This window comes from Roseobacter denitrificans OCh 114, assembly GCF_000014045.1.
Lineage (GTDB): Bacteria > Pseudomonadota > Alphaproteobacteria > Rhodobacterales > Rhodobacteraceae > Roseobacter > Roseobacter denitrificans.
In genome coordinates this window covers 2,946,092-2,965,603 of record NC_008209.1, presented here as the reverse complement: position 1 = coordinate 2,965,603, position 19,512 = coordinate 2,946,092, and the positions used below count along the sequence as shown (strand labels likewise).

The following is a 19,512-nucleotide window of genomic DNA, read 5'->3' as shown; positions in this document are numbered from 1 at the left end:
CATGGCGCGATATGTCGGAGAGAACGGGTTATGATCCATCCAGCGCGGTTTTGTCACCCGGTGCGCGCGTATCGTCTTGCGCCAGCGGGTGGTGCGTGAGCACCAATTCGGACAGTCTGGCCTCCAGCACATGGGTGTAGATTTCTGTCGTGGCCACATCCGCGTGACCCAACAGCGTCTGAATCGAGCGTAAATCCGCGCCATTTGCCAGCAGATGCGTGGCGAAAGCATGACGCAGCGTGTGGGGGGTGACCTTGGACGGGCTGACGCCCGCATTGACTGCCAACTCCTTGATCAGCAGATAGAAACGATGCCGCGTCAGATGCCCGGACACACCGCGTGATGCGAACAGAAACCGGGAGGGCGGATGCCCTTCGGTCTTTTTCTGGGCCTCTTTCTCGTCGCGCAGCTGCAACCACTCTGATGTGGCATCGCGGGCAGGGGGCGACAGGGGCACCATCCGCTCCTTGCCACCCTTGCCGCGGATCAACAACATGCGCGGATCGCCCCGCGCCGCAGAGACGGGCAGGCTGACCAACTCGCTGACGCGCATGCCAGTCGCATAGAGCAGTTCCATCAGGCAGGTGTTGCGCGCCCGGTCTGCCGCGTTGCGCCCCGAGGTGCGGGCGGCCTCAAGCAGCCTGTCCACTTCTGCTTCGGACAGGGTTTTGGGCAGTTTGCGGTCGCGTCCCGGGCCTGTGATCTGCAAGGCCGGGTTGTCGCTGCGCCAGCCTTCCTCGAAGGCAAAACGATAAAGCTGCTTGACCGCCGAAAGCCTGCGCGCCCGCGTCGCCTTTGAAAGCCCCTGCGCGTCACAGGCGATCAGATAGGCCTCGACATCGCCCTGCGTCGCGGTGGCAAAGTCCAGAGTGCGGTGATGCAGGTAGCCCTCGAAATCCTTGAGGTCACGACCATAGGCCAAAAGCGTGTTGCGCGCGGCGCCAAGTTCCGCAGCCTGCGCCTCAAGGAAAGCGGAAATCCACGTACCGTGCGCCGCCATCAGCTGTATCTGTCCAGCAGCAGGACCTGCAGGGCGGCGCGGCGCACCGTGTCCTCAAGACCGAACGACCGCAAAGTCGCAAGCGCCTGCGTCAGGGCAACCGGATCACCCGCCGCCCCGTCATCAAGCAGGATCAGGGCGCGCAGTATCGCCTCGCCCCGCCGCCCGTTCTGCGCCATCTGCGTCAGGTCGCGCCGGGCGTTGGCAGGGTCAAAGCCCCGGCTGATCGCGCTGTGGCGCAGATCAGCACTGTCGGAGGTTTCAGGCGTTCCACGTGCCAATGCAACCAGAAACGGGTCCGTGTCTCCGGGCAGTTTCGCCGCCGCATAATCCGGTGACAAAAGCGCCATGGTGGTCGCGATTTCCTGCGCCCGCCCGCCCAATTCATACCGGGTCAGCGTATCCGCGAACAGGTCGGCAAAGATCATCTCCAGACCCACCGCCTGCATGGCGTTCCACGCAACCGGCAGGCTTTTCGAAATCGCATCGGTCGAGCGGGTGCGCAGCGCCGTTTCAAACCGTTGCACGGCGCGCACACGGTCCCAGACACCGCCTGAGGCTGCCGCCTGACGTGCCGTGTAAAGACCGAGCAGGCGGTTGGGCGACAGCGCCCCCGTGACCGCCAGCCGTTCAGCGGCTTCCAACTGCGGCTTCCAGCCCGCCAGATCACGCAGGTCGGCCACGGCGTAGGGGCGGGGCAAGGCGCCGGTTGGCAAGGGCTCTCCGATGGCTTCATGCAGCCGGAACAAGAGCGGTGTTATCTCAGCGGGCCGCGGCAGGGGGGGCGCGTCTTCAAACGCCTCAGGGTGCAGGAACCTCTCAAGAGCGACGGTCTCGGCATCGGAAAACGCCGTCAGCGTGTTGCCTGTATCAAAGAGCAGGGCGGCCGTGGGCCAATCCCCCTGCCGGGCAGCACAAAAGACGCGGTGCGACAGGGAGGGCGCAAGGTGGGGCATTGTGCTGAGGATGGCGCAGCCGGTGTCTTCCTGACCCGTCAGCAGCGCGAGATCCATATAGGCCCTGAAATGCGCCGCATCGCGTGTGATCCCGGCCTGATCAAGCAAGGACAACGCGGCATCATGTGCCCCGAAGCGCATCAATGCGTCCACGCGGGCAAGGGTCAGCAGATCTTCACCCGCCGTGTCATCACCGGGCCCTTTGGCTTCGGTCAAAAGCACCGTGTAGAGCAGGGTCTGCGCGGCAGGCAGTCGCAAAACAGGAATGTCGGTGAGCTGTGCCTGCAACGCGCGCGCATCGCTGCCCGACCAGATGTCTTCGGACAGGCCCGTCACCGATGCAGGCACCAATCCGATAATGCGCCGCGCCTTTTGATCCAGTGGCGCAACAGTGACGGGCGGCACATGCGCACCGGGTGAAACGGGGGGTTCAAATCGTTGAGGGGGGATGGCGGATGTCATCGCCGGCTGGTCAGGGTTGCGTTTGACCCAGTCAATGACCGACAGCGGCTGATCCTGCGCCAAAGCAGGCGGGCACAGGCATAATCCCAAGAGCGCGTATGAGAGATATCTATTCGGCATCCAATGTCACGGGCACACGTGTTTCTTCGGAGGGGGCTGAAAAATCAGCGCCGAAAAACGGACCGATATAGGTATAGCCCGCCAGTGCAATAAAGCCGATCACGGCCAGATAGATCAGGAATTTGAAGAATCGGAGCATTATACTGCCTTTATGCCTGCCGTTTTCTTTAAGTTATATATGGCCTTTTTCATAATATCACGTCATTCAATCGAATATGAGCGAAATTGAGCAAACCGGAAGTGAAACGGGTCAAACACATCGATTTGTGTTGAAAAAGACAGTTGTGATGATCGGAATGATGGGGGCGGGCAAGACGGCTGTTGGTCGTGCGCTTGCGCAATTGCTGGATGTGCCTTTTCTTGATTCGGATCATGAAATCGAAGCAGCGGCCAATATGACCGTGCCTGAAATATTTGCGCGCGATGGCGAGGCTTTCTTTCGGGCGCGCGAGAGCGAGGTGATCAACCGACTACTGGGTGGGCAGGCTTGTGTGTTGTCAACCGGTGGCGGGGCCTTTCTGGCAGAGGCGAACCGCGCGGCCATTTCGGCGCGCGGTGTGTCGGTCTGGCTAGATGCGGATATCGACCTGTTGTGGAGCAGGGTCAAACACCGCGACACCCGACCGCTGTTGCGCACCGCTGACCCCAAGGCGACGCTTACCGCGCTTTTTGAAACGCGGGTGCCGGAATATGCCAAGGCGGATATCACCGTGCCTTGTGCGCCACCCGTGGCGATTGAACAGATGGCCCGGCGCGTAGCCGATGTGCTGGTGTCACGTCCGGATGTGCTGGAGGTTGCAGATGCTTGACACGGTGCGTGTTGATCTGCCCGGGCGCGCTTATGATGTGCGGATCGGGTCGGGGCTGCTCCCGGAGGCGGGCGGGCATGTCCTGCCGCTGCTCAAGCGGCCACGGGTTGCCGTGGTAACGGATGAAACCGTCGCGGGGCTGCATCTTGAGGCTTTGCGCGCGGGGCTTGCGCGTGACGGCATCGAGATGAGCGCGCTGGCGCTGCCTGCGGGGGAGGCCACGAAGTCCTGGGCGCCGCTGGAGCGTACCGTCGGCTGGCTGCTGGATCAGAAGGTCGAGCGCGGCGATGTCGTGGTGGCTTTCGGCGGCGGTGTCATTGGTGATCTTGTCGGATTTGCGGCCGCCATTCTGCGCCGGGGCGTGCGGTTTGTGCAAATCCCCACGTCACTGTTGGCGCAGGTGGACAGTTCTGTCGGCGGCAAGACCGGGATCAACGCGGCGCAGGGCAAGAACCTGATCGGCGCGTTTCATCAACCCAGTCTGGTGCTGGCGGATATCGACGTGCTCGGGTCACTGACGGCGCGCGATTTTCTGGCGGGTTACGGCGAAGTGGTCAAATACGGCCTGCTGGGTGATCTGACGTTCTTCGAGTGGCTGGAGCAGAACGGACCTGCTCTGGCAGCAGGTGACAAGGGCGCGCGTTGCGAAGCCGTACGCCGCTCGGTGCAGATGAAGGCCGATATCGTGATCCGCGATGAGACAGAGCAGGGCGATCGCGCGCTGCTCAATCTGGGTCATACCTTTGGGCATGCGCTTGAGGCCGCAACGGGCTATTCGGACCGGCTGTTGCACGGCGAGGGGGTCGCGATTGGCTGTGCCCTGGCGTTTGAGTTATCCGCGCGCATGGGCTTGTGTTCGCAGGAAAGTCCAAGCCGGGTGCGCGCGCATCTCAAGGCGATGGGGATGAAGACCGATTTGCATGACATCCCCGGCGATCTGCCCGATGCCGCCTGTTTGCTGGACCTGATGGGGCAGGACAAGAAAGTCACGCAAGGAAAGCTGCATTTCATCCTTGCGCGTGGGTTGGGTGAAGCCTTCGTCACCTCTGACGTTGCGGCCTCGGACGTGCTGATGGTTCTGGAGGATGCGCTGCGCTCAAAATAAACCGCGACGTGCATCCGAATTGGATGCCGTGGGAAGTGGTGCGCTGCGATCCATCGGTGCAAGACAGATCGCAGCGCTATTCCAGTCATTCGCGCAACAGGGCGCGAAATCTTATTCTGGACGGGAAGATAGGCCAACCGAGAACCAGCTAATTCCGTTTCTCAATCACTCGTTAACCCATTGCACCTGCAGCGCACAAAATTTCCAAAATACGCACTGCCCGGACATATTCGTTCAAATACCGGGGAAGGTACATTCGCGTAGTTACCTAGGTAATTTTGCCTATAGCGCGCTTTGGGCCGTCTGACGCAATGCCTGACACATCGGGTATCACGTAACGCGTTGAAATCTTTGATGTCAGGCAGCGTTCCGTAAGTCAGGTTTGTCGCATGACGCTTCAGGGGTCGGGCTTTGTAAAAAGCTGATAAGTCAGGGCGAGATCAACAAGCTCGGCGACGGATTGGACATTCATCTTTTCCAGAATGCGCGCGCGGTGGTGATCGACCGTGCGGGGGCTGATGTCCAGATGACGCGCCACATCCTTGCTGGAACTGTTGGACGGATTCATCACCAGAAACTCTGCGATTTCCCTTTCGCGCTGCGTCAGGCTTGCCAGCTTGTCGCGGGTCAGCTTTAGCGCGGTATCGACATCGCGTGCCTTTGCATCCATTTCCAATGCCGTTTCAATTCGGGCCAGCAATGTCTCCTGACGAAACGGTTTTTCCAGAAAATCCACCGCGCCATGTTTCATTGCCCGCACGGCTTCGGATACGCCCCCGTGCCCGGTGATGAAAATGATGGGCAAGGGTCGGCCCCGCTTCACAAGCACCTGCTGCAGGTCCAGACCGTTCATCTGCGGTAGCCCGTAATCAAGGATAAGGCACCCCGATCGCGCAGCATCATAGCCCGCCAGAAAAGCCTGTGCAGAGTCAAAGACCTCGGTTGTGTACCCGCGTGTCCGCAAGGCGCGCGACAGCGAGGTGCGAATGTCTTCGTCGTCGTCCACGATGAAAACGCAAGGTTCACTGGCTGTATTCATACGCCTTCCCCGCTTCGGTCTTTGGTTTCAAGGCAGGCAGCGTAAAGCAGAATTCCGGGTTTCCATCGGCGTCCTGCTGATGCCAGATCTCCCCGCGATGCGATTCCACTATGGTGCGGCAGATCGAAAGACCCATGCCCATGCCATCTTTCTTGGTTGTTTTGAAGTGTTCGAAAATGTCCACATTTTCCTGCAAACCGGGTCCTGTGTCTGTGACGCGGACGAGGATCCCGGAAGGAGTATTCTCTGCCTTCAGGGTCACCGTGCGCTCGGCCGCGTCATTCTGGGAAATGGATTCGATCGCATTGCGCAACATGTTCACGATCACCTGCGCGATCTGCACGCGGGATCCGTACACAGGTTCGAGGTCCGCGCCGACAGCGGTGATCTTGATGCCGTGGTCCTTTGCCTCGGCACGCATCAGGTGCAAGGATTGCTCCATCAGTTCGGCGAAATCAAACTCCGCCTTTTCGGCGCCCTCCTTTTTGACGAAAGCCCGCAGTGCCTTGATGATATCCCCGGCGCGATGGGCGTGTCGGTCGGTTTCCAAAAGCAACTCCTGCAACTCACCCGCCTCCTGACCGGCGTCTTTGAGCAGGAAAACAGCCGTGTCCATATTCTGGGATATCGCAAGCAACGGCTGGTTCAATTCATGGGCAAGCCCGGTTGCCATCTGCCCCATCATGTTGATGCGCGCAGAATGGGACAGATCCGTGTTCAACTGCTGGATCTTCAGATCTGCGGCGATCCTTTCTGAGATGTCATCGACCGCAACCACGGCATAGACGGGCACGTCATTGTCGTCGCGGATGACAATGACGTTTTCGCTGACCCAAATGGTGGAGCCATCTTTGTGCCGATACCGTTTTTCGTTGAAATATTCGGACCGGCCCCCGCCACTTGATGCGGTAAACACCTTGGCCACCGGGTCATTGGGGTGTGAGATGTCCTGAATGGTCAACTCGAGCGCTTCGGCTTCGCCATAGCCCAGCATATCGGCAAGCCGTCGGTTGATACGCAGAATCCGGCCCGTATGCGCCTGTATCCGCGCCATGCCCCGCGCGGCGAGATCAAAGGTGCGGTCGTATTCCGCCTCTGACTTCTTGCGCTCTGCAATGGCCTGAACCAGCGTTTCATTTGCCCGTTCAAGCTCCTTGTAGGTCTTGGGCAATGGCTCCTCCGCAGAGGCCTCCCCTTGCGAGATCAGCGAGGAGCGCACCGCAAAGGCGCGCACAGGTTTGTGGATATAGCTGGCGAGCATCAACCCGACCACTCCCGATGCCAGCGCAATTGCCGCCGCGATCCAGACGTTCTGTGTGCGGTTGCCGGTGATCTCTCCGGTGAAATCCGCTTCGGGCGCATAGACCGCAATCGTCCAGGGCAACTCGTCGCTGATGGCGGGCATCACGGTTGAGACATAGGTCGAGCCGTCAAACTCAAACCGGGATGCAAGCTCACGATCCACATTGACCTCAGAACCACGGATCACCTCGGCAAAAGCCGCATGGGCCACCGGATCGTCGATCTCGTTGATGTTCACGAAGCGAAACGTCCCATCGGCATTTTCCTTGCGGATCAGGTCCTGATCAGGGTGTGCAATGACATCGCCGTTCTGGTTCAGGATCAGCGCAACGCCCGAGTCTCCGATATTGAGCCGACTGAGGAATTCGGAAATCGCGCCAATTTCAATGTCCACGCCCACCACGCCGCGCAATTCGCCATCGGTGTTGAAAACGGGTGAGGCGGCGGTGATGCCCGGACGTTGAGAGGTGAAGAAAATATAGGGGTCGGTCCAGATCCCGGTCAGATTTTCCCGTGATGACTGATACCACGGGCGCGTGCGCGGATCATATGTATCCGCCTCGTCTTCCTCCCGGTCCAGCACCTGATAATTTGTGTCACGCCAGATCAGCTCGGTTTCGCGCGCCTCGCCATCGCGCCGAACGATCTTGGTGCGGAAAGGTCCGGGCCCTTCGCTGCGCATCACATAGACGAAATTTCCCGCCTCATCGCCGTAAAAGACCCCGGCGAACTGTGGCGATATCTGAAGCTGCTGAAACAGCAGATTTTCCAACTGGTTGAAGTCATCGCTGGCGATCACCTCGTTCTCGGCAAGCCGCGTGGCCAGTTCGGCAGCCCCCTTGGCGGGCTTCAGGAACCCTTTGGAGTGCTCGATCGTATTGGTTCCCACATCGCTGAGCAGATCGCGCGCGTGCTCAAGCAGCACCTTTTCCGATGTCAGGAAGGATGAAAACACCACAATGGTGACGGCAACAAATTGCAATCCCGCGAGGCAAAGGGCCAGTATCAAACCCAGAGAGAACTTCATCACTCCGCAGTTTCACCGAAAACCAAGGGATTGTTAAGACCCAACAAAACCTGCTGAGCCTTTTATCGCCCATGCCATGACGGCGGGCGCGAGGGTATGTGCTTCAACTTGGTCTTGCTGCTAGCCTACACAATTCCGCCGCCCGCACCGGACACGGCGGGCCGATCGGCGCTGACTTTGGCGCGATAGCCGGATGCGCGATAGGTCGCAACCGGGTCAATGGCACCGTTCTGCTCAAGACGTGCCATTGCGAGGATGGGTTCGACATCCGTGCGAAACCCCTGTTTCAGGGTCGTTGTGGCCATGAGCGCATCGTTGTCTTCCTGAAAGCCCAGCAAGGCGGTGCGATCCACCAACAGCGCCTGCGCATAGGCGCGCTGCACCTCTGTTGCCGACACCATCAGGCTTTCGATCGGATCGGTCACGTTGTGGCTTTGATCCAGCATATGCATCGGGTCGAAATCAGCCTGCGCCTCCGCCTCAACCAACTCGTTGAACACGAGAAACAGGCGGTAGGGGTCGATGCTGGCCGTGTCGAGGTCATCGTCGCCGTATTTGCTGTCATTGAAATGAAATCCGCCAAGCTTTCCAAACTGGATCAGCCGCGCGACGATCATCTCGATGTTCGTGTTGGGCGCATGATGGCCCAGATCCACAAGGCATTTCGCCTTGTCGCCCATCTGCTGCGCGATCAGCAGGTTTGTGCCCCAGTCCTGCACCACCGTGGAATAGAAGGCGGGTTCATACATCTTGTGTTCGCTCAGCAGCGTCCAGTCGTCGGGCAAGGCGTTGTAGACCTGTTTTGCCGCCTCGAGGTAGCGTTCAAACTGCCTGGTAAAGTTGGTCTGTCCCGGAAAGTTCGACCCATCGCCGACCCAGATTGTCAGCGCCTTCGATCCGATGGCGATCCCCAGTTCGATACATGCAATGTTGTGATCAACGGCTTGCTGGCGCGTGGCCGCGTTCGTGTGGGAAAGGGAGCCGAATTTGTAACTGTGCTGCTGTTGCGGCTGATCCTGAAAGGTGTTGGAGTTCATCGCGTCAAAGCGCAGACCGACTTCTTCCGCCTTGCTGTTGAGATCGGCGGCAGGTTGTGCATCCCACGGGATATGCAACGACACGGAAGGTGTCGCGCGCGTCAATTGATGGATCAGCCCGCAATCATCTAGCTTGTCGAAAATGTCGTGCGGCTCGCCGGGGCCGGGAAAGCGCGCGAAACGCGTGCCGCCGGTGCCAACGCCCCAACTGGGCACCGCCACGCCATAGTTTGCCACCCGGTCCTTGATCGCCGCGATGTCGATCCCGCGCCTCTCAAGCTGCGCGCCCAGAGCGTCATAATCTGCCAGCAATTTTGCCATCGCAGTTTCATTGGTCTGCGCGATGATGTCTGAATGGATCATGATGCTGCCCTCCCTATCGCGTGAACGCCTGAACGTTGCCTGCGTCCACGTTGATGATGTTTCCGGTTGATTTCGAGGACAGGTCAGAGGCAAGAAAATAGGCGGCCTCCGCAATGTCTTGCGGCAGGACGGAGCGTTTGAGCATCGAGCGGTCGCGATACATCGCCTCCAACCCGCTTTTATCCGTGCCGTAGGTGCCCGCCCGCTGGTCGAGCCACTCCCCTTCCCAGATCTTGCTGCCCTGCAAAACCGCATCCGGATTGACCACATTGACCCTGACACCCATCTCGGCCCCTTCCAGAGCAAGGCAGCGGGCGAGGTGGATTTCGGATGCCTTTGCCGTGCAATAGGCCGAGGCATTGGGCGAAGCGGCCAGACCGTTCTTGGAGGCGACGAAAACAACCGATCCGCCCATGTCTTGCGCCTTGAACACCTTGAACGCTTCGCGGCTGACGAGGAAATATCCGGTCGACAGGATCGCCATGTTTTTGTTCCAAAGCGCCAGCGTCGTGTCCTCGACCGGGGCAGAGCTGGCGATACCGGCGTTTGACACAAGGATATCAATGCCGCCAAACTCCGCAGCGGTCTCGGCATAACAAGCAATGACCGCCGCCTCATCCGTTACGTCCATATTGATCGTGCGCACCACATCCGTGGAATACCGCGCCGACAGCTTTGCCGCCGTTTGCGCCAGGGCGTTGTCGTCAATATCGGCCAGCATCACACAGGCACCTTCGCGCAGGTATCGTTCCGCCGTGGCAGAGCCGATCCCGCCTGCGCCGCCCGTCACAAGTGCCACACGTCCTGCCAGTGCCTTGGGCGCTGGCATGCGTTGCAGCTTGGCCTCTTCCAGCAGCCAGTATTCGATGTCGAACGCCTCCTGCTCGGGCAGGCCCTGATATTCGGACACGGCATCCGCACCGCGCATCACGTTGATCGCATTGACATAGAATTCGCCGGAAATCCGAGCAGTCGCTTTGTCCTTGGCAAAGGTGATCATCCCCACACCGGGCACCAGATAGACAACCGCATTCGGGTCGCGCATTGGCGGGCTGTCGGCGCGTTTGCAGCGTTCATAATAGGACTGATACCCCTGCCGATAGGCCGACACCGCGTCGCTGAGCCCCGCAAGTGTTGCCGCCACATCAGGGTTGGCCGGATCAAAATCCACCACAAGCGGGCAGATTTTCGTGCGCAAGAAGTGATCGGGGCAGGATGTGCCCATGCTTGCGAGCCGTGTCATGTCTTTGGCATTCACAAATTCCAGCACCGCATCGCTGTCCTCAAAATGCCCGACCATTTGCTGCTGGTCCGATACCATCCCGCGCAGAACCGGCATGAGACGCGCCGCCGTGGCACGGCGGGCCGCGGCTGACAGGCTGTGATGGAGTGCGCCGCCAAAAGCGGGCTTGCCCGCTGTTTGCTCTGCAAACCAATCCATCGCGGTCTGAATGATCTCCAGCGTCCGTTCATAGCACTCCCGCGCGTCATCGGCCCAGGTAAAGAGCCCATGGCTTTCCAGCACAACACCCTTGGCGTCGGGGTTCTTTTCGCAGAAATCCGACAGCCATAGCCCCAGTTCGTAGCCCGGTCTTTTCCAAGGCAGCCACCCGATGCGATCCCCGAAAATCTCTTGGGTGAGTTTCTTGCTGTCCTTCGCGGCGGCGATGGCAATAATCGCATCCGGGTGCATGTGATCGACGTGTTTTGCCGGCACATAGGCATGCAGCGGCGTGTCGATGCTGGCCGCGCGCGGGTTCAGGTTGAACGTGCAATGGCGCAGGAAGGCCACCATCTCATCCTCATGCTCGCCGCCGCGATAGATGCCGCGTAATGCGTTCAGCTTGTCCATGTAGAGCGTCGCGAACCCGTCCATCCTGATCGACCCGACATCGCCGCCTGACCCCTTGACCCAGAGCACCTCGGCAGGCTCACCCGTCAACGGATCCGTTTCGATCACCTTGGCCGATGTATTGCCGCCGCCGTAATTTGTGATTCTCTTGTCCGATCCCAGAAGGTTGGAGCGATATAGCAACTTCTCGGATTCGCTCATAGGGGCGGCAAGATCAACATCCCACTTGTTTTCAAGGCGTTGCGTTGCGGATGGGTGGGTCATTGCAGTCTCCATGGACGCCGGACGTCAGTGTGTTTCTGCGCCTTACGGTGGCCGAGCGCAGAAATTATGTCAATCAGTTTCAATCACAATCAATCATGCTGCGGTGCAGAGTGATTGATTATGACAAATATTGATTGACACATCGCTGCGATTCGCGTCAGCTTGACGGCGAGCAAAGGGGCATCCATGCACGAAAAAGACCGTCATCGCGTAATCCTATCAGCCGTTCAGGACCGGTCTCTTGTGACGGTCGTGGATTTGTGCACGCTGACCGGCGCATCCGAGGCAACGGTGCGGCGCGATATCAACACGCTGGATGCGCAAGGGCGCTTGCGTCGTGTGCGCGGCGGGGCCGAGGCGCTGGCGACAAAGCCGTTTGTGGGCCTTGCGGGGCGTCCGTTTTCGGTGAACGAAACCTTGAACAGCGCTGAAAAGCAGGCCATCGCGGCGGCGGCGGTTGATCTGTGTGAGGATGGTGAGCCGATCATCATCAACGGTGGGACGACCACCTTCCAGATGGTCCACCCGCTGGCCTCGCGTCGGATGCAGGTGTTCACCAACTCCTTTCCCATCGCCGAGCATCTGTTGAAGAATTCCACCAATACTGTGATGCTGTCTGGCGGGATCATCTACCGCGAACAGAACATCATCCTGTCGCCTTTTGAGAACGATGTGACGCGCAACTTCTATGCCAAACGGATGTTTATGGGGGCCGCCGGCATCGGCCCGCTGGGCTTGATGGAGCAGGACCCACTGCTCATTCAGGCCGAGCAGAAACTGATCGGGCAGGCGGATGAATTGATCGTTCTGGTGGACAGTACGAAGTTTGAAAACCGCTCCAGCCTCGTGCTGTGTCCGTTGGAGCGGATCGATACGCTTATCACCGATGACCGCATGGATGATCGCACGGCAAACATGCTGGACGCGGCGGATGTCACATTGATCGTTGTTCCGTCCGGGATCGCGCAGAAAGACGGTGTGGCGCAGTTGCCCGCCTGATGTAACCACTCCAGGGAGGAAACCATGAGTGTACTTAAGAAACTAGCAGCATCCGTTGCATTGGCAGGAACGATGGTCGCAAGCCCCGCGCTGGCAGAGGACGTGCGCATCGCGCTGGTCGTCAAGGCGCTGGGTATCGGCTTTTTCGAAGCGGCTGCGGAAGGTGCGCAGGAGGCTGCGGAAGAACTTGGCAATGTCGAAATCATCTACACAGGGCCCACTGACACGACCGCCGAAGGGCAGATCGAAGTCATCAATTCGCTCATTGCCCAGCAGGTCGACGCCATTGCCGTGTCTTCAAATGACACGGACGCTTTGGTGCCCGCCCTTCAGCGCGCGATGCAGCGCGGGATCACGGTGATCAGCTGGGATTCCGGTGTGGCGCCAGAGGGGCGTCAGTTGCATCTCAACCCATCGTCCAACGCGCTGATTGGCAATATGATCATCAAACTGGCTGCGGATCATTTGCCAGAGGGCGGCGAGGTTGCCTTGCTCTCTGCGACCACAACATCCACCAACCAGAACATCTGGATGGAGGAGATGAACAAGGTGATGGGCAACTATCCGGATATCGAAGTTGTCGCGACGGTATACGGGGATGATCTTGCCGATAAATCCTACCGCGAGGCGACCGGCCTGATGCAATCCTATCCGGATCTGGACGCCATCATCGCGCCGACATCCGTCGGGATCGTGGCTGCGGCGCAAGCCGTTGTGGATGCGGGCAAGGTCGGTCAGGTGAATGTCACGGGCCTTGGCCTGCCATCCGAAATGGCCGGCGCGATTGAATCGGGTGCCTCGCAATCTTTCGCCATTTGGAACCCGATTGATCTGGGGTATTCCGCGACCATGCTTGCCTATGAACTCAGCCAGAACGGCGTTGAGGCCGCGCCCGGTGCCGAAATCCCCATGGGGCGCATGGGCAGCCTGACGCTTGATGAAAACAACGAAGGCGCCATGGCCGATCCCTTCGTCTATGACGCCAGCAACATCGAGCAGTTCAAGTCGATTTTCTAATTTGCGCCGGACCAGCCCCTTTTATCAACGCCCCCAAAAGAGTGTCGTCATGTCAAAGCACACCCTATCTGCAGATGTGCCCGTGGTATCCATGGATGCCATCACCAAGACGTTTCCGGGGGTCAAAGCGCTGGATCAGGTCAGGCTTGATCTTTACCCCGGGCAGGTCACGGCCCTTGTGGGCGAAAACGGGGCGGGGAAATCCACGACCGTCAAAATCCTGACCGGAATTTATCAGCCGGACGGGGGCACCATCCGGATCGCGGGCGCGCCGGTTATTCTGAACACTCCGAATGACGCCTCCGCCGCAGGGATCACGGCCATCCATCAGGAAACGGTGTTGTTTGATGAGCTTACGGTTGCTGAAAACATCTTCATCGGTCACGCGCCGCGCACAAAATGGGGTTTGATCGACAAGGCAGCGATGCACCGCAAGGCGCGCGGACTGCTGGACGAGATCGGTGCGCCTTTCGACACGGGTGCCTATCTGCGCGAACTGGGCATTGCGAATAAACATCTGGTGGCCATCGCCCGCGCCTTGTCGGTGGATGCCCGCGTTGTGATCATGGACGAGCCGACGGCAGCGCTGTCCCACAAGGAAATCGAAGAGCTTTATGAACTGGTCGAAACCCTGAAAGCGCAGGGAAAGGCGATCCTGTTCATCAGCCATAAATTCGACGAGATTTTCCGCATTGCTGACCGCTACACGGTGTTTCGCGACGGGGCCTTTGTCAGCGATGGCCTGATCAGTGACATTGATCAGGACGCGCTGGTTAAAATGATGGTGGGGCGGGCGGTCGATCACATCTTTCCCGAACGTCAGGCAGCGCTTGGCGAGGAGGTGCTGCAAGTTGCAGGCTATGCGCATCCCACGGAATTTGCCGGTATCGGGTTCACGCTGAAACGCGGTGAAATCCTCGGGTTTTACGGGCTTGTCGGGGCAGGGCGCTCCGAATTGATGCAAGCGCTCTTTGGCATCACCCGGCCCAGCAAAGGGGTGACAAAGATCAATGGGGACATTCGCGTGATCCGCTCTCCTGCGGATGCCGTAAACAACGGGATTGTCTATGTCCCCGAGGATCGCGGCAAGCAGGGTGTGGTGATCGGGTTGCCGATTTTTCAGAACATCACCTTGCCCTCACTTGGCCGCACGTCGCAATCGGGCTTTTTGCGCATGGCCGAAGAATTCAAACTGGCGCGCGACTATGCCGAGCGGCTGGATCTGCGCGCCGCCGCCCTTGATCAGGATGTGGGCAACCTGTCGGGGGGCAACCAGCAAAAAGTCGTCATTGCCAAGTGGCTGGCCACGCAGCCGCAGGTCATCATTCTGGATGAACCGACCAAGGGCATCGACATCGGCTCCAAGGCGGCGGTGCACGAGTTCATGGCCGAGCTTGCAGGCCAAGGCCTCGCGGTCATCATGGTCAGTTCCGAGATACCCGAAGTCATCGGCATGTCCGATCGTGTGATCGTGATGCGCGAGGGTCGCATCGCCGCCGAGGTGCAGGGCGAAGATCTGACGCCAGAAACCCTTGTCCGCCACGCCGCGGGCATTGCACCCGCTCCAGAAAGCATCCCCGCATGAGCCGTTTCATCCCTGTGCGCGAAACCATTCTTGCCGCGGCGATTGTCGTGTTGCTGATCCTGATCGCCTCGCGGTTTTCAGGTTTTGTCGCCCCCTCCAACCTTGTGAACGTGTTCAACGATACGGCACCGCTGATCATCCTTGCGCTGGGTCAGATGGTGGTCATCCTCACCCGCTGTATTGATCTGTCGGTCGCTGCGAACCTCGCCCTCACGGGGATGGCCGTCGCCATGATCAACGTCGCGTTTCCCGGCCTGCCGATCCCTTTCATCATTGCCATCGCGATCTGCCTTGGCGGTGCGATGGGGGCGATCAATGGTCTGCTGGTGTGGAAACTGGCGATCCCGCCCATCGTCGTGACGCTGGGCACGATGACCATCTTTCGCGGTATCATTTTCCTGATTTCGGACGGAAAATGGGTCAACGCCCATGAGATGAGCGAAGGGTTCACGGGTTTTCCACGCGCCGCTGTGCTTGGTTTGCCCATTCTGTCATGGTGTGCCGTTCTGAGCGTCATCGTCTTTGCGGTAATGATGTCGCGCACTGCTCTGGGCCGGTCGATCTTTGCGGTCGGTGGTAACCCCCACGCGGCGGTCTATACAGGGATTGATGTCGGCAAAACGCAGTTCAAGGCCTTTGTGATATCCGGCGCACTTGCGGGTCTTACGGGGTATCTTTGGGTGGCGCGGTATGCCGTGGCCTATGTCGATATCGCAGGCGGATTCGAGCTGGAAGTTGTGGCCGCCTGTGTCATTGGCGGTATTTCCATCGCCGGTGGCATAGGGTCCGTTGGTGGTGCGGTTCTGGGCGCGCTGTTTCTGGGGGTCGTCAAGAATGCCTTGCCCGTCGTCAATATCTCACCCTTCTGGCAACTGGCCATTTCCGGCAGCGCGATCCTGATTGCGGTCGCTTTCAACGCCCAATCCGGCCGCAAGAAAGGCCGTCTCATCCTCAAGGACGCGGAGGCGACCCGATGACCGATATCGCAGCACAACGCCACATCCCCGATCGCCTGCACAGCCGCGCGTACCGCACAATGCGCAGTTGGGAATCCCTTTTGCTCGCCGTCGCCATCGCGATTTTCATCGTGAACAGTTTTGCCTCGCCCTACTTTCTGAACGCATGGAACCTCAGCGACGCGACCTTCAACTTCACCGAGAAAGCGATGATTGCCTTTGCCATGGCCTTGCTGATCATCGCGGGCGAAATTGACCTTTCCGTGGCCTCGATCATCGCGCTGGCCAGCACCGCCATGGGGCTTGCGACCCAATATGGCGCAGGCACCCCGGAACTGGTCGTCATCGGCCTGTCGGTCGGTTTGCTCTGTGGGGCTTTTAACGGGTTTTTCGTCACGATCCTTGGCCTGCCCTCCATCGTCGTCACCATCGGCACGATGAGCCTGTTTCGCGGTATCAGCTTCATCATTCTGGGCGATGATGCGTTCCGCGGCTACCCGGCAAGCTTTTCGTGGTTCGGGCAGGGGTACATCTATTGGGTCTTTACAGTCGAGATGATGCTGTTCGTCATCATCGCGGTGATCTATGGCGTGCTGCTTCACAAGACGAACTTTGGCCGCGCGGTCTATGCCATCGGCAACAACCCCACGGCGGCCCTGTTCAGCGGCATCCGCGTGCAGCGCGTGAAATTCATTCTGTTTCTGCTCACTGGCCTGATGTCGGGTGTCGCCGCGATCTGCCTGACGTCGCGGCTTGGCTCGACCCGCCCCAGTATTGCCACGGGCATGGAGCTTGAGGTCGTCACGATGGTTGTGCTGGGTGGTGTCAACATTCTGGGGGGCTCGGGGTCGATCCCGGGTGTGGTGATCGCGGCCTTCGTGATGGGGCTTGTCACCTTCGGGCTTGGTTTGTTGAACGTGCCGGGTATCGTGATGTCCATCTTTATCGGTCTGCTGTTGATTGGCGTTATTGCCTTGCCGCGCCTTTGGACCATGCTCGCATCGCGGGGCAAATCATGAGCGAACGCTATGTGTTCAGGATGCGGCTCAACCCCGGCAAGCAGGCGGAATACCAGCGCCGCCATGATGAGATCTGGCCCGAGTTGGTCGATCTGCTGCGGGCCGCCAAGATCTCTGACTACTCCATTCATCTGGACCCGGATACGCATGTGCTGATCGGCGTGCTGATCCGCCCGCAGGACCATGGGATGGCGGCGCTTCCCGATCACCCGATCATGCGGAAATGGTGGGCGCATATGGCCGATATCATGGAGACGGGGCCGGATGATGCACCCATTGCGGTCCCGCTGACGCCTGTGTTTCACATGCCATGAAAAACCCGCGCCACATTGCCGTAATTGACATCGGGAAAACGAACGCAAAACTCGCGCTTGTTGATCTGCAGAACCATCGGGAAATTGCCGTGCTGACGCGCCCCAACACGGTATTGCCCGGCCCGCCCTGGCGTCATTTCGATACAGATGGGCACTGGGATTTTCTGCTGGCTGCGCTCAAAGTGCTGCACGGTGAACATGGCATTGATGCGATTTCCATCTCCACCCACGGCGCCAGCGTCGTTCTGCTTGACGCACAAGGGGACCTTGCGGCACCGGTGCTGGATTATGAGCACCCGATCCCGGCTGACATCGCGCAGGCCTATGACGCGATCCGTCCGCCTTTTGCGCAAACCGGGTCGGCGCGACTTGCCAACGGGCTGAATGTGGGGGCGCAGTTGTTTTATCAATTCGCTCAAGACCCGGGCTTGCGTGATCGCACGCGCCATATCGTGGGCTATCCGCAGTACTGGGGCCACCGTCTCACGGGGGAATTCGCCTGGGATGTGACCTCGATCGGGTGCCATACAGACCTGTGGGAACCAGTCACGGGTCGGTTTTCTTCGCTGGTCGACAGGCTTGGTATTGCGGAAAAGCTAGCTCCGGTGCGGCATTGCGCTGATGTTCTCGGGTCCATCTTGCCGGAAGTCGCCGCCGCCACCGGGCTGTCCGCGGATACGCCCGTCACCGTGGGTATTCACGATTCCAACGCGTCGCTGTACCCGCATCTGTTGACCCAAGAGGCCCCGTTTTCGGTTGTCTCAACGGGCACCTGGGTGGTCGCCATGGCCGTCGGAAGCAAGGTGCCGGGCCTTGACCCGACGCGCGATACGCTCGTCAACGTGAATGCGATGGGCCAACCCGTTCCCTCCGCGCGCTTCATGGGAGGGCGGGAGCATGAAGTCATTCAGGCGGGTCAGCCCTGCCCACCAACACCGCAGGACGTGGCGCAGGTTCTGGCCGACTCCGTCATGATCCTGCCCGCCGTGGAACCCGCGTCGGGGCCATTTCAGGGGCGCAAAATGCGCTGGAGCGGGCCTGAACCCGCACCCGGCACCGGGCCGCGTTCAGCGGCATTGTCATTTTACCTTGCACTGATGACGAGCACCTGCCTTGCGCTGATAGCGGCCAGGGGCGTGACCATCGTCGAAGGCCCATTTGCCCAGAACCGGGAATTCAAATCCATGCTGTCAGTCGCAACAGGTCGCGCGGTTCTGCATAGCCAATCCGCGACAGGAACAAGCATGGGTGCATCACTCCTTTTCAGCTCTGACCGAACACCGCCGCTGCCACAAACGAACGTCTCTGAGGAGGATGCACAAGCCTACCGAACCTACGCCAAAGAGTGGCACCAGCAGATCACCTAAAGCGTCTTGCGAAAAACCTGAACCGCATGACGCTGCCTGCAATCGACGACTTCAGTGCGGTACCGGATGTTTGATAGCGTGGGCATTTCGTCAGACGCTCTGGAGGAATACGAAAAGCGGGAACAACCCACACGCTCCCGCCCCACACAAGTTTTGTGGTTTGCCGGGGCGATGCTTTTTTAATCGCGTAAAGTAAACGGTGCTTTGGCAACAACCGGTCTTCAATACACAAGCATGGTGGCGGAGACGAAGGGAGGCTCCACCACAAATCTAAGTCGTTGACTTGACTGGACATACAAGAGCGAAGGTTGCTTGTGTGTCTCACTTTGTGTTCCACTGTTTAGCCCGGATGTTTGGGAGAAGTCAAAGGTATCTTTTTGGGTAGCCGGATAAGGTTTTGTCCATGGTATCATCTTAAGTATCAGAAATATATAAATATTTTTGGATGTAGGTGGATATCATATTGGTTTTGGATTGTTTGTTTATAAGCTGGATACATCGAAGATTGAGATGAGGCAGGAAGGCAATCGGTTTTGAATATGTATTATAAGTTATTGATTATAAATGATTTAATATAGAAGAAGATTGATTATCTGGCCAGACAGATACTGGGTTGCATCTTGTCCTATGGTGAGGGCGAGTGATTTATCCCACGATATCAGGGGGATATCCTCGAACGGGTAGGATCGCCCGACGACCTTCTATCCTATAGGTGGCGCGATAGGGCGCGTCTCTTCGAGTGGAGCCGTTCGGCTCGCGGGGTTCACGCCCTCTGTCCTATAGTGTCGCCCAGTGATGGCCGAGTATGACGCATCCCTGCCTACATGTGAGGAACGGCCCCCCCTATCGCTGCGCTGCAATCTGGGCGGGACAGAGAAGCGCATGGAAAACAGACAGATACCGCGTGAAAGAAGCCATC

At 59.0% G+C, this 19,512-nt stretch carries 16 protein-coding genes; 9 read left to right on the top strand and 7 right to left on the bottom strand.

Annotated features, from left to right (window positions below; all coding sequences use genetic code 11):
- Positions 1-28: 28 nt before the first annotated feature.
- From RD1_RS14205 to RD1_RS21170, 3 genes are read right to left on the bottom strand one after another with little or no spacing between them, the layout of a single operon-like run.
- Positions 29-1,000 (bottom strand): site-specific tyrosine recombinase XerD, encoded by a 972-nt coding sequence (locus tag RD1_RS14205; RefSeq protein WP_011569217.1) that lies wholly within the window; start codon positions 998-1,000, stop codon positions 29-31.
- Entirely contained in the window at positions 1,000-2,538 is a 1,539-nt protein-coding gene (locus tag RD1_RS14200; RefSeq protein ID WP_011569216.1) for a hypothetical protein, read from the bottom strand. Before RD1_RS14200 ends, RD1_RS14205 begins: the two co-directional genes overlap by 1 nt.
- A complete protein-coding gene (locus RD1_RS21170; RefSeq protein WP_011569215.1) occupies positions 2,528-2,677 on the bottom strand; it encodes a hypothetical protein in 150 nt (49 codons plus the stop codon). Before RD1_RS21170 ends, RD1_RS14200 begins: the two co-directional genes overlap by 11 nt.
- 76 nt (positions 2,678-2,753) lie before the next feature.
- On the opposite strand from RD1_RS21170, the gene RD1_RS14195 reads away from it, so the two are divergent.
- Both RD1_RS14195 and aroB read left to right on the top strand, forming a co-directional pair.
- Positions 2,754-3,347, top strand: a complete 594-nt coding sequence (locus RD1_RS14195) for a shikimate kinase (RefSeq protein ID WP_011569214.1) — start codon at positions 2,754-2,756, stop codon at positions 3,345-3,347.
- Positions 3,340-4,452, top strand: coding sequence for a 3-dehydroquinate synthase (gene aroB / locus RD1_RS14190; protein ID WP_011569213.1), 1,113 nt, complete (start codon positions 3,340-3,342; stop codon positions 4,450-4,452). Before RD1_RS14195 ends, aroB begins: the two co-directional genes overlap by 8 nt.
- A 397-nt stretch (positions 4,453-4,849) precedes the next feature.
- Here aroB and RD1_RS14185 read toward each other — a convergent pair whose 3' ends face one another.
- The 4 genes from RD1_RS14185 to RD1_RS14170 form a co-directional block, all read right to left on the bottom strand.
- The gene (locus RD1_RS14185) at positions 4,850-5,491 is read right to left on the bottom strand and encodes a response regulator transcription factor (RefSeq protein ID WP_011569212.1); all 642 of its coding nucleotides are present in this window, start codon (positions 5,489-5,491) and stop codon (positions 4,850-4,852) included.
- Positions 5,475-7,820 carry a sensor histidine kinase gene (locus RD1_RS14180; RefSeq protein WP_011569211.1) on the bottom strand — a complete coding sequence of 782 codons (2,346 nt, stop codon included), beginning with the start codon at positions 7,818-7,820 and terminating at the stop codon, positions 5,475-5,477. Before RD1_RS14180 ends, RD1_RS14185 begins: the two co-directional genes overlap by 17 nt.
- Before the next feature lie 125 nt (positions 7,821-7,945).
- A complete protein-coding gene (gene rhaI / locus RD1_RS14175; RefSeq protein ID WP_011569210.1) occupies positions 7,946-9,220 on the bottom strand; it encodes an L-rhamnose catabolism isomerase in 1,275 nt (424 codons plus the stop codon).
- Between the two features lie 13 nt (positions 9,221-9,233).
- A complete protein-coding gene (locus tag RD1_RS14170; RefSeq protein WP_011569209.1) occupies positions 9,234-11,336 on the bottom strand; it encodes a bifunctional rhamnulose-1-phosphate aldolase/short-chain dehydrogenase in 2,103 nt (700 codons plus the stop codon).
- A 186-nt stretch (positions 11,337-11,522) separates the two neighbouring features.
- Here RD1_RS14170 and RD1_RS14165 point away from each other — a divergent pair, with 186 nt between their 5' ends.
- Genes RD1_RS14165 through RD1_RS14135 form a run of 7 tightly spaced genes read left to right on the top strand, consistent with a single transcriptional unit; the run spans position 11,523 to position 18,593 of the window.
- On the top strand, positions 11,523-12,335 hold the full coding sequence (locus tag RD1_RS14165; RefSeq protein WP_011569208.1) for a DeoR/GlpR family DNA-binding transcription regulator: 813 nt from the start codon (positions 11,523-11,525) through the stop codon (positions 12,333-12,335).
- A gap of 24 nt (positions 12,336-12,359) precedes the next feature.
- Positions 12,360-13,352, top strand: a complete 993-nt coding sequence (gene rhaS, locus RD1_RS14160; protein WP_011569207.1) for a rhamnose ABC transporter substrate-binding protein — start codon at positions 12,360-12,362, stop codon at positions 13,350-13,352.
- A gap of 49 nt (positions 13,353-13,401) precedes the next feature.
- Entirely contained in the window at positions 13,402-14,937 is a 1,536-nt protein-coding gene (locus RD1_RS14155; protein ID WP_011569206.1) for a sugar ABC transporter ATP-binding protein, read from the top strand.
- The gene (locus tag RD1_RS14150) at positions 14,934-15,914 is read left to right on the top strand and encodes an ABC transporter permease (RefSeq protein ID WP_044033162.1); all 981 of its coding nucleotides are present in this window, start codon (positions 14,934-14,936) and stop codon (positions 15,912-15,914) included. The genes RD1_RS14155 and RD1_RS14150 overlap by 4 nt, the downstream gene beginning before the upstream one ends.
- Positions 15,911-16,912, top strand: coding sequence for an ABC transporter permease (locus RD1_RS14145; protein WP_011569204.1), 1,002 nt, complete (start codon positions 15,911-15,913; stop codon positions 16,910-16,912). The genes RD1_RS14150 and RD1_RS14145 overlap by 4 nt, the downstream gene beginning before the upstream one ends.
- Positions 16,909-17,226, top strand: coding sequence for an L-rhamnose mutarotase (locus tag RD1_RS14140; protein ID WP_011569203.1), 318 nt, complete (start codon positions 16,909-16,911; stop codon positions 17,224-17,226). Before RD1_RS14145 ends, RD1_RS14140 begins: the two co-directional genes overlap by 4 nt.
- Positions 17,223-18,593, top strand: coding sequence for an FGGY-family carbohydrate kinase (locus RD1_RS14135; RefSeq protein ID WP_011569202.1), 1,371 nt, complete (start codon positions 17,223-17,225; stop codon positions 18,591-18,593). Before RD1_RS14140 ends, RD1_RS14135 begins: the two co-directional genes overlap by 4 nt.
- Positions 18,594-19,512: the final 919 nt, after the last annotated feature.

Coding starts and splice junctions, on each gene's coding strand:
- RD1_RS14170 (WP_011569209.1), bottom strand. CDS start 11,336: ATGACCCACCCATCCGCAACGCAACGCCTTGAAAACAAGTGGGATGTT.
- RD1_RS21170 (WP_011569215.1), bottom strand. CDS start 2,677: ATGCTCCGATTCTTCAAATTCCTGATCTATCTGGCCGTGATCGGCTTT.
- RD1_RS14185 (WP_011569212.1), bottom strand. CDS start 5,491: ATGAATACAGCCAGTGAACCTTGCGTTTTCATCGTGGACGACGACGAA.
- RD1_RS14180 (WP_011569211.1), bottom strand. CDS start 7,820: ATGAAGTTCTCTCTGGGTTTGATACTGGCCCTTTGCCTCGCGGGATTG.
- RD1_RS14195 (WP_011569214.1), top strand. CDS start 2,754: ATGAGCGAAATTGAGCAAACCGGAAGTGAAACGGGTCAAACACATCGA.
- aroB (WP_011569213.1), top strand. CDS start 3,340: ATGCTTGACACGGTGCGTGTTGATCTGCCCGGGCGCGCTTATGATGTG.
- rhaI (WP_011569210.1), bottom strand. CDS start 9,220: ATGATCCATTCAGACATCATCGCGCAGACCAATGAAACTGCGATGGCA.
- RD1_RS14165 (WP_011569208.1), top strand. CDS start 11,523: ATGCACGAAAAAGACCGTCATCGCGTAATCCTATCAGCCGTTCAGGAC.
- RD1_RS14135 (WP_011569202.1), top strand. CDS start 17,223: ATGAAAAACCCGCGCCACATTGCCGTAATTGACATCGGGAAAACGAAC.
- RD1_RS14150 (WP_044033162.1), top strand. CDS start 14,934: ATGAGCCGTTTCATCCCTGTGCGCGAAACCATTCTTGCCGCGGCGATT.
- rhaS (WP_011569207.1), top strand. CDS start 12,360: ATGAGTGTACTTAAGAAACTAGCAGCATCCGTTGCATTGGCAGGAACG.
- RD1_RS14145 (WP_011569204.1), top strand. CDS start 15,911: ATGACCGATATCGCAGCACAACGCCACATCCCCGATCGCCTGCACAGC.
- RD1_RS14155 (WP_011569206.1), top strand. CDS start 13,402: ATGTCAAAGCACACCCTATCTGCAGATGTGCCCGTGGTATCCATGGAT.
- RD1_RS14140 (WP_011569203.1), top strand. CDS start 16,909: ATGAGCGAACGCTATGTGTTCAGGATGCGGCTCAACCCCGGCAAGCAG.
- RD1_RS14200 (WP_011569216.1), bottom strand. CDS start 2,538: ATGCCGAATAGATATCTCTCATACGCGCTCTTGGGATTATGCCTGTGC.
- RD1_RS14205 (WP_011569217.1), bottom strand. CDS start 1,000: ATGGCGGCGCACGGTACGTGGATTTCCGCTTTCCTTGAGGCGCAGGCT.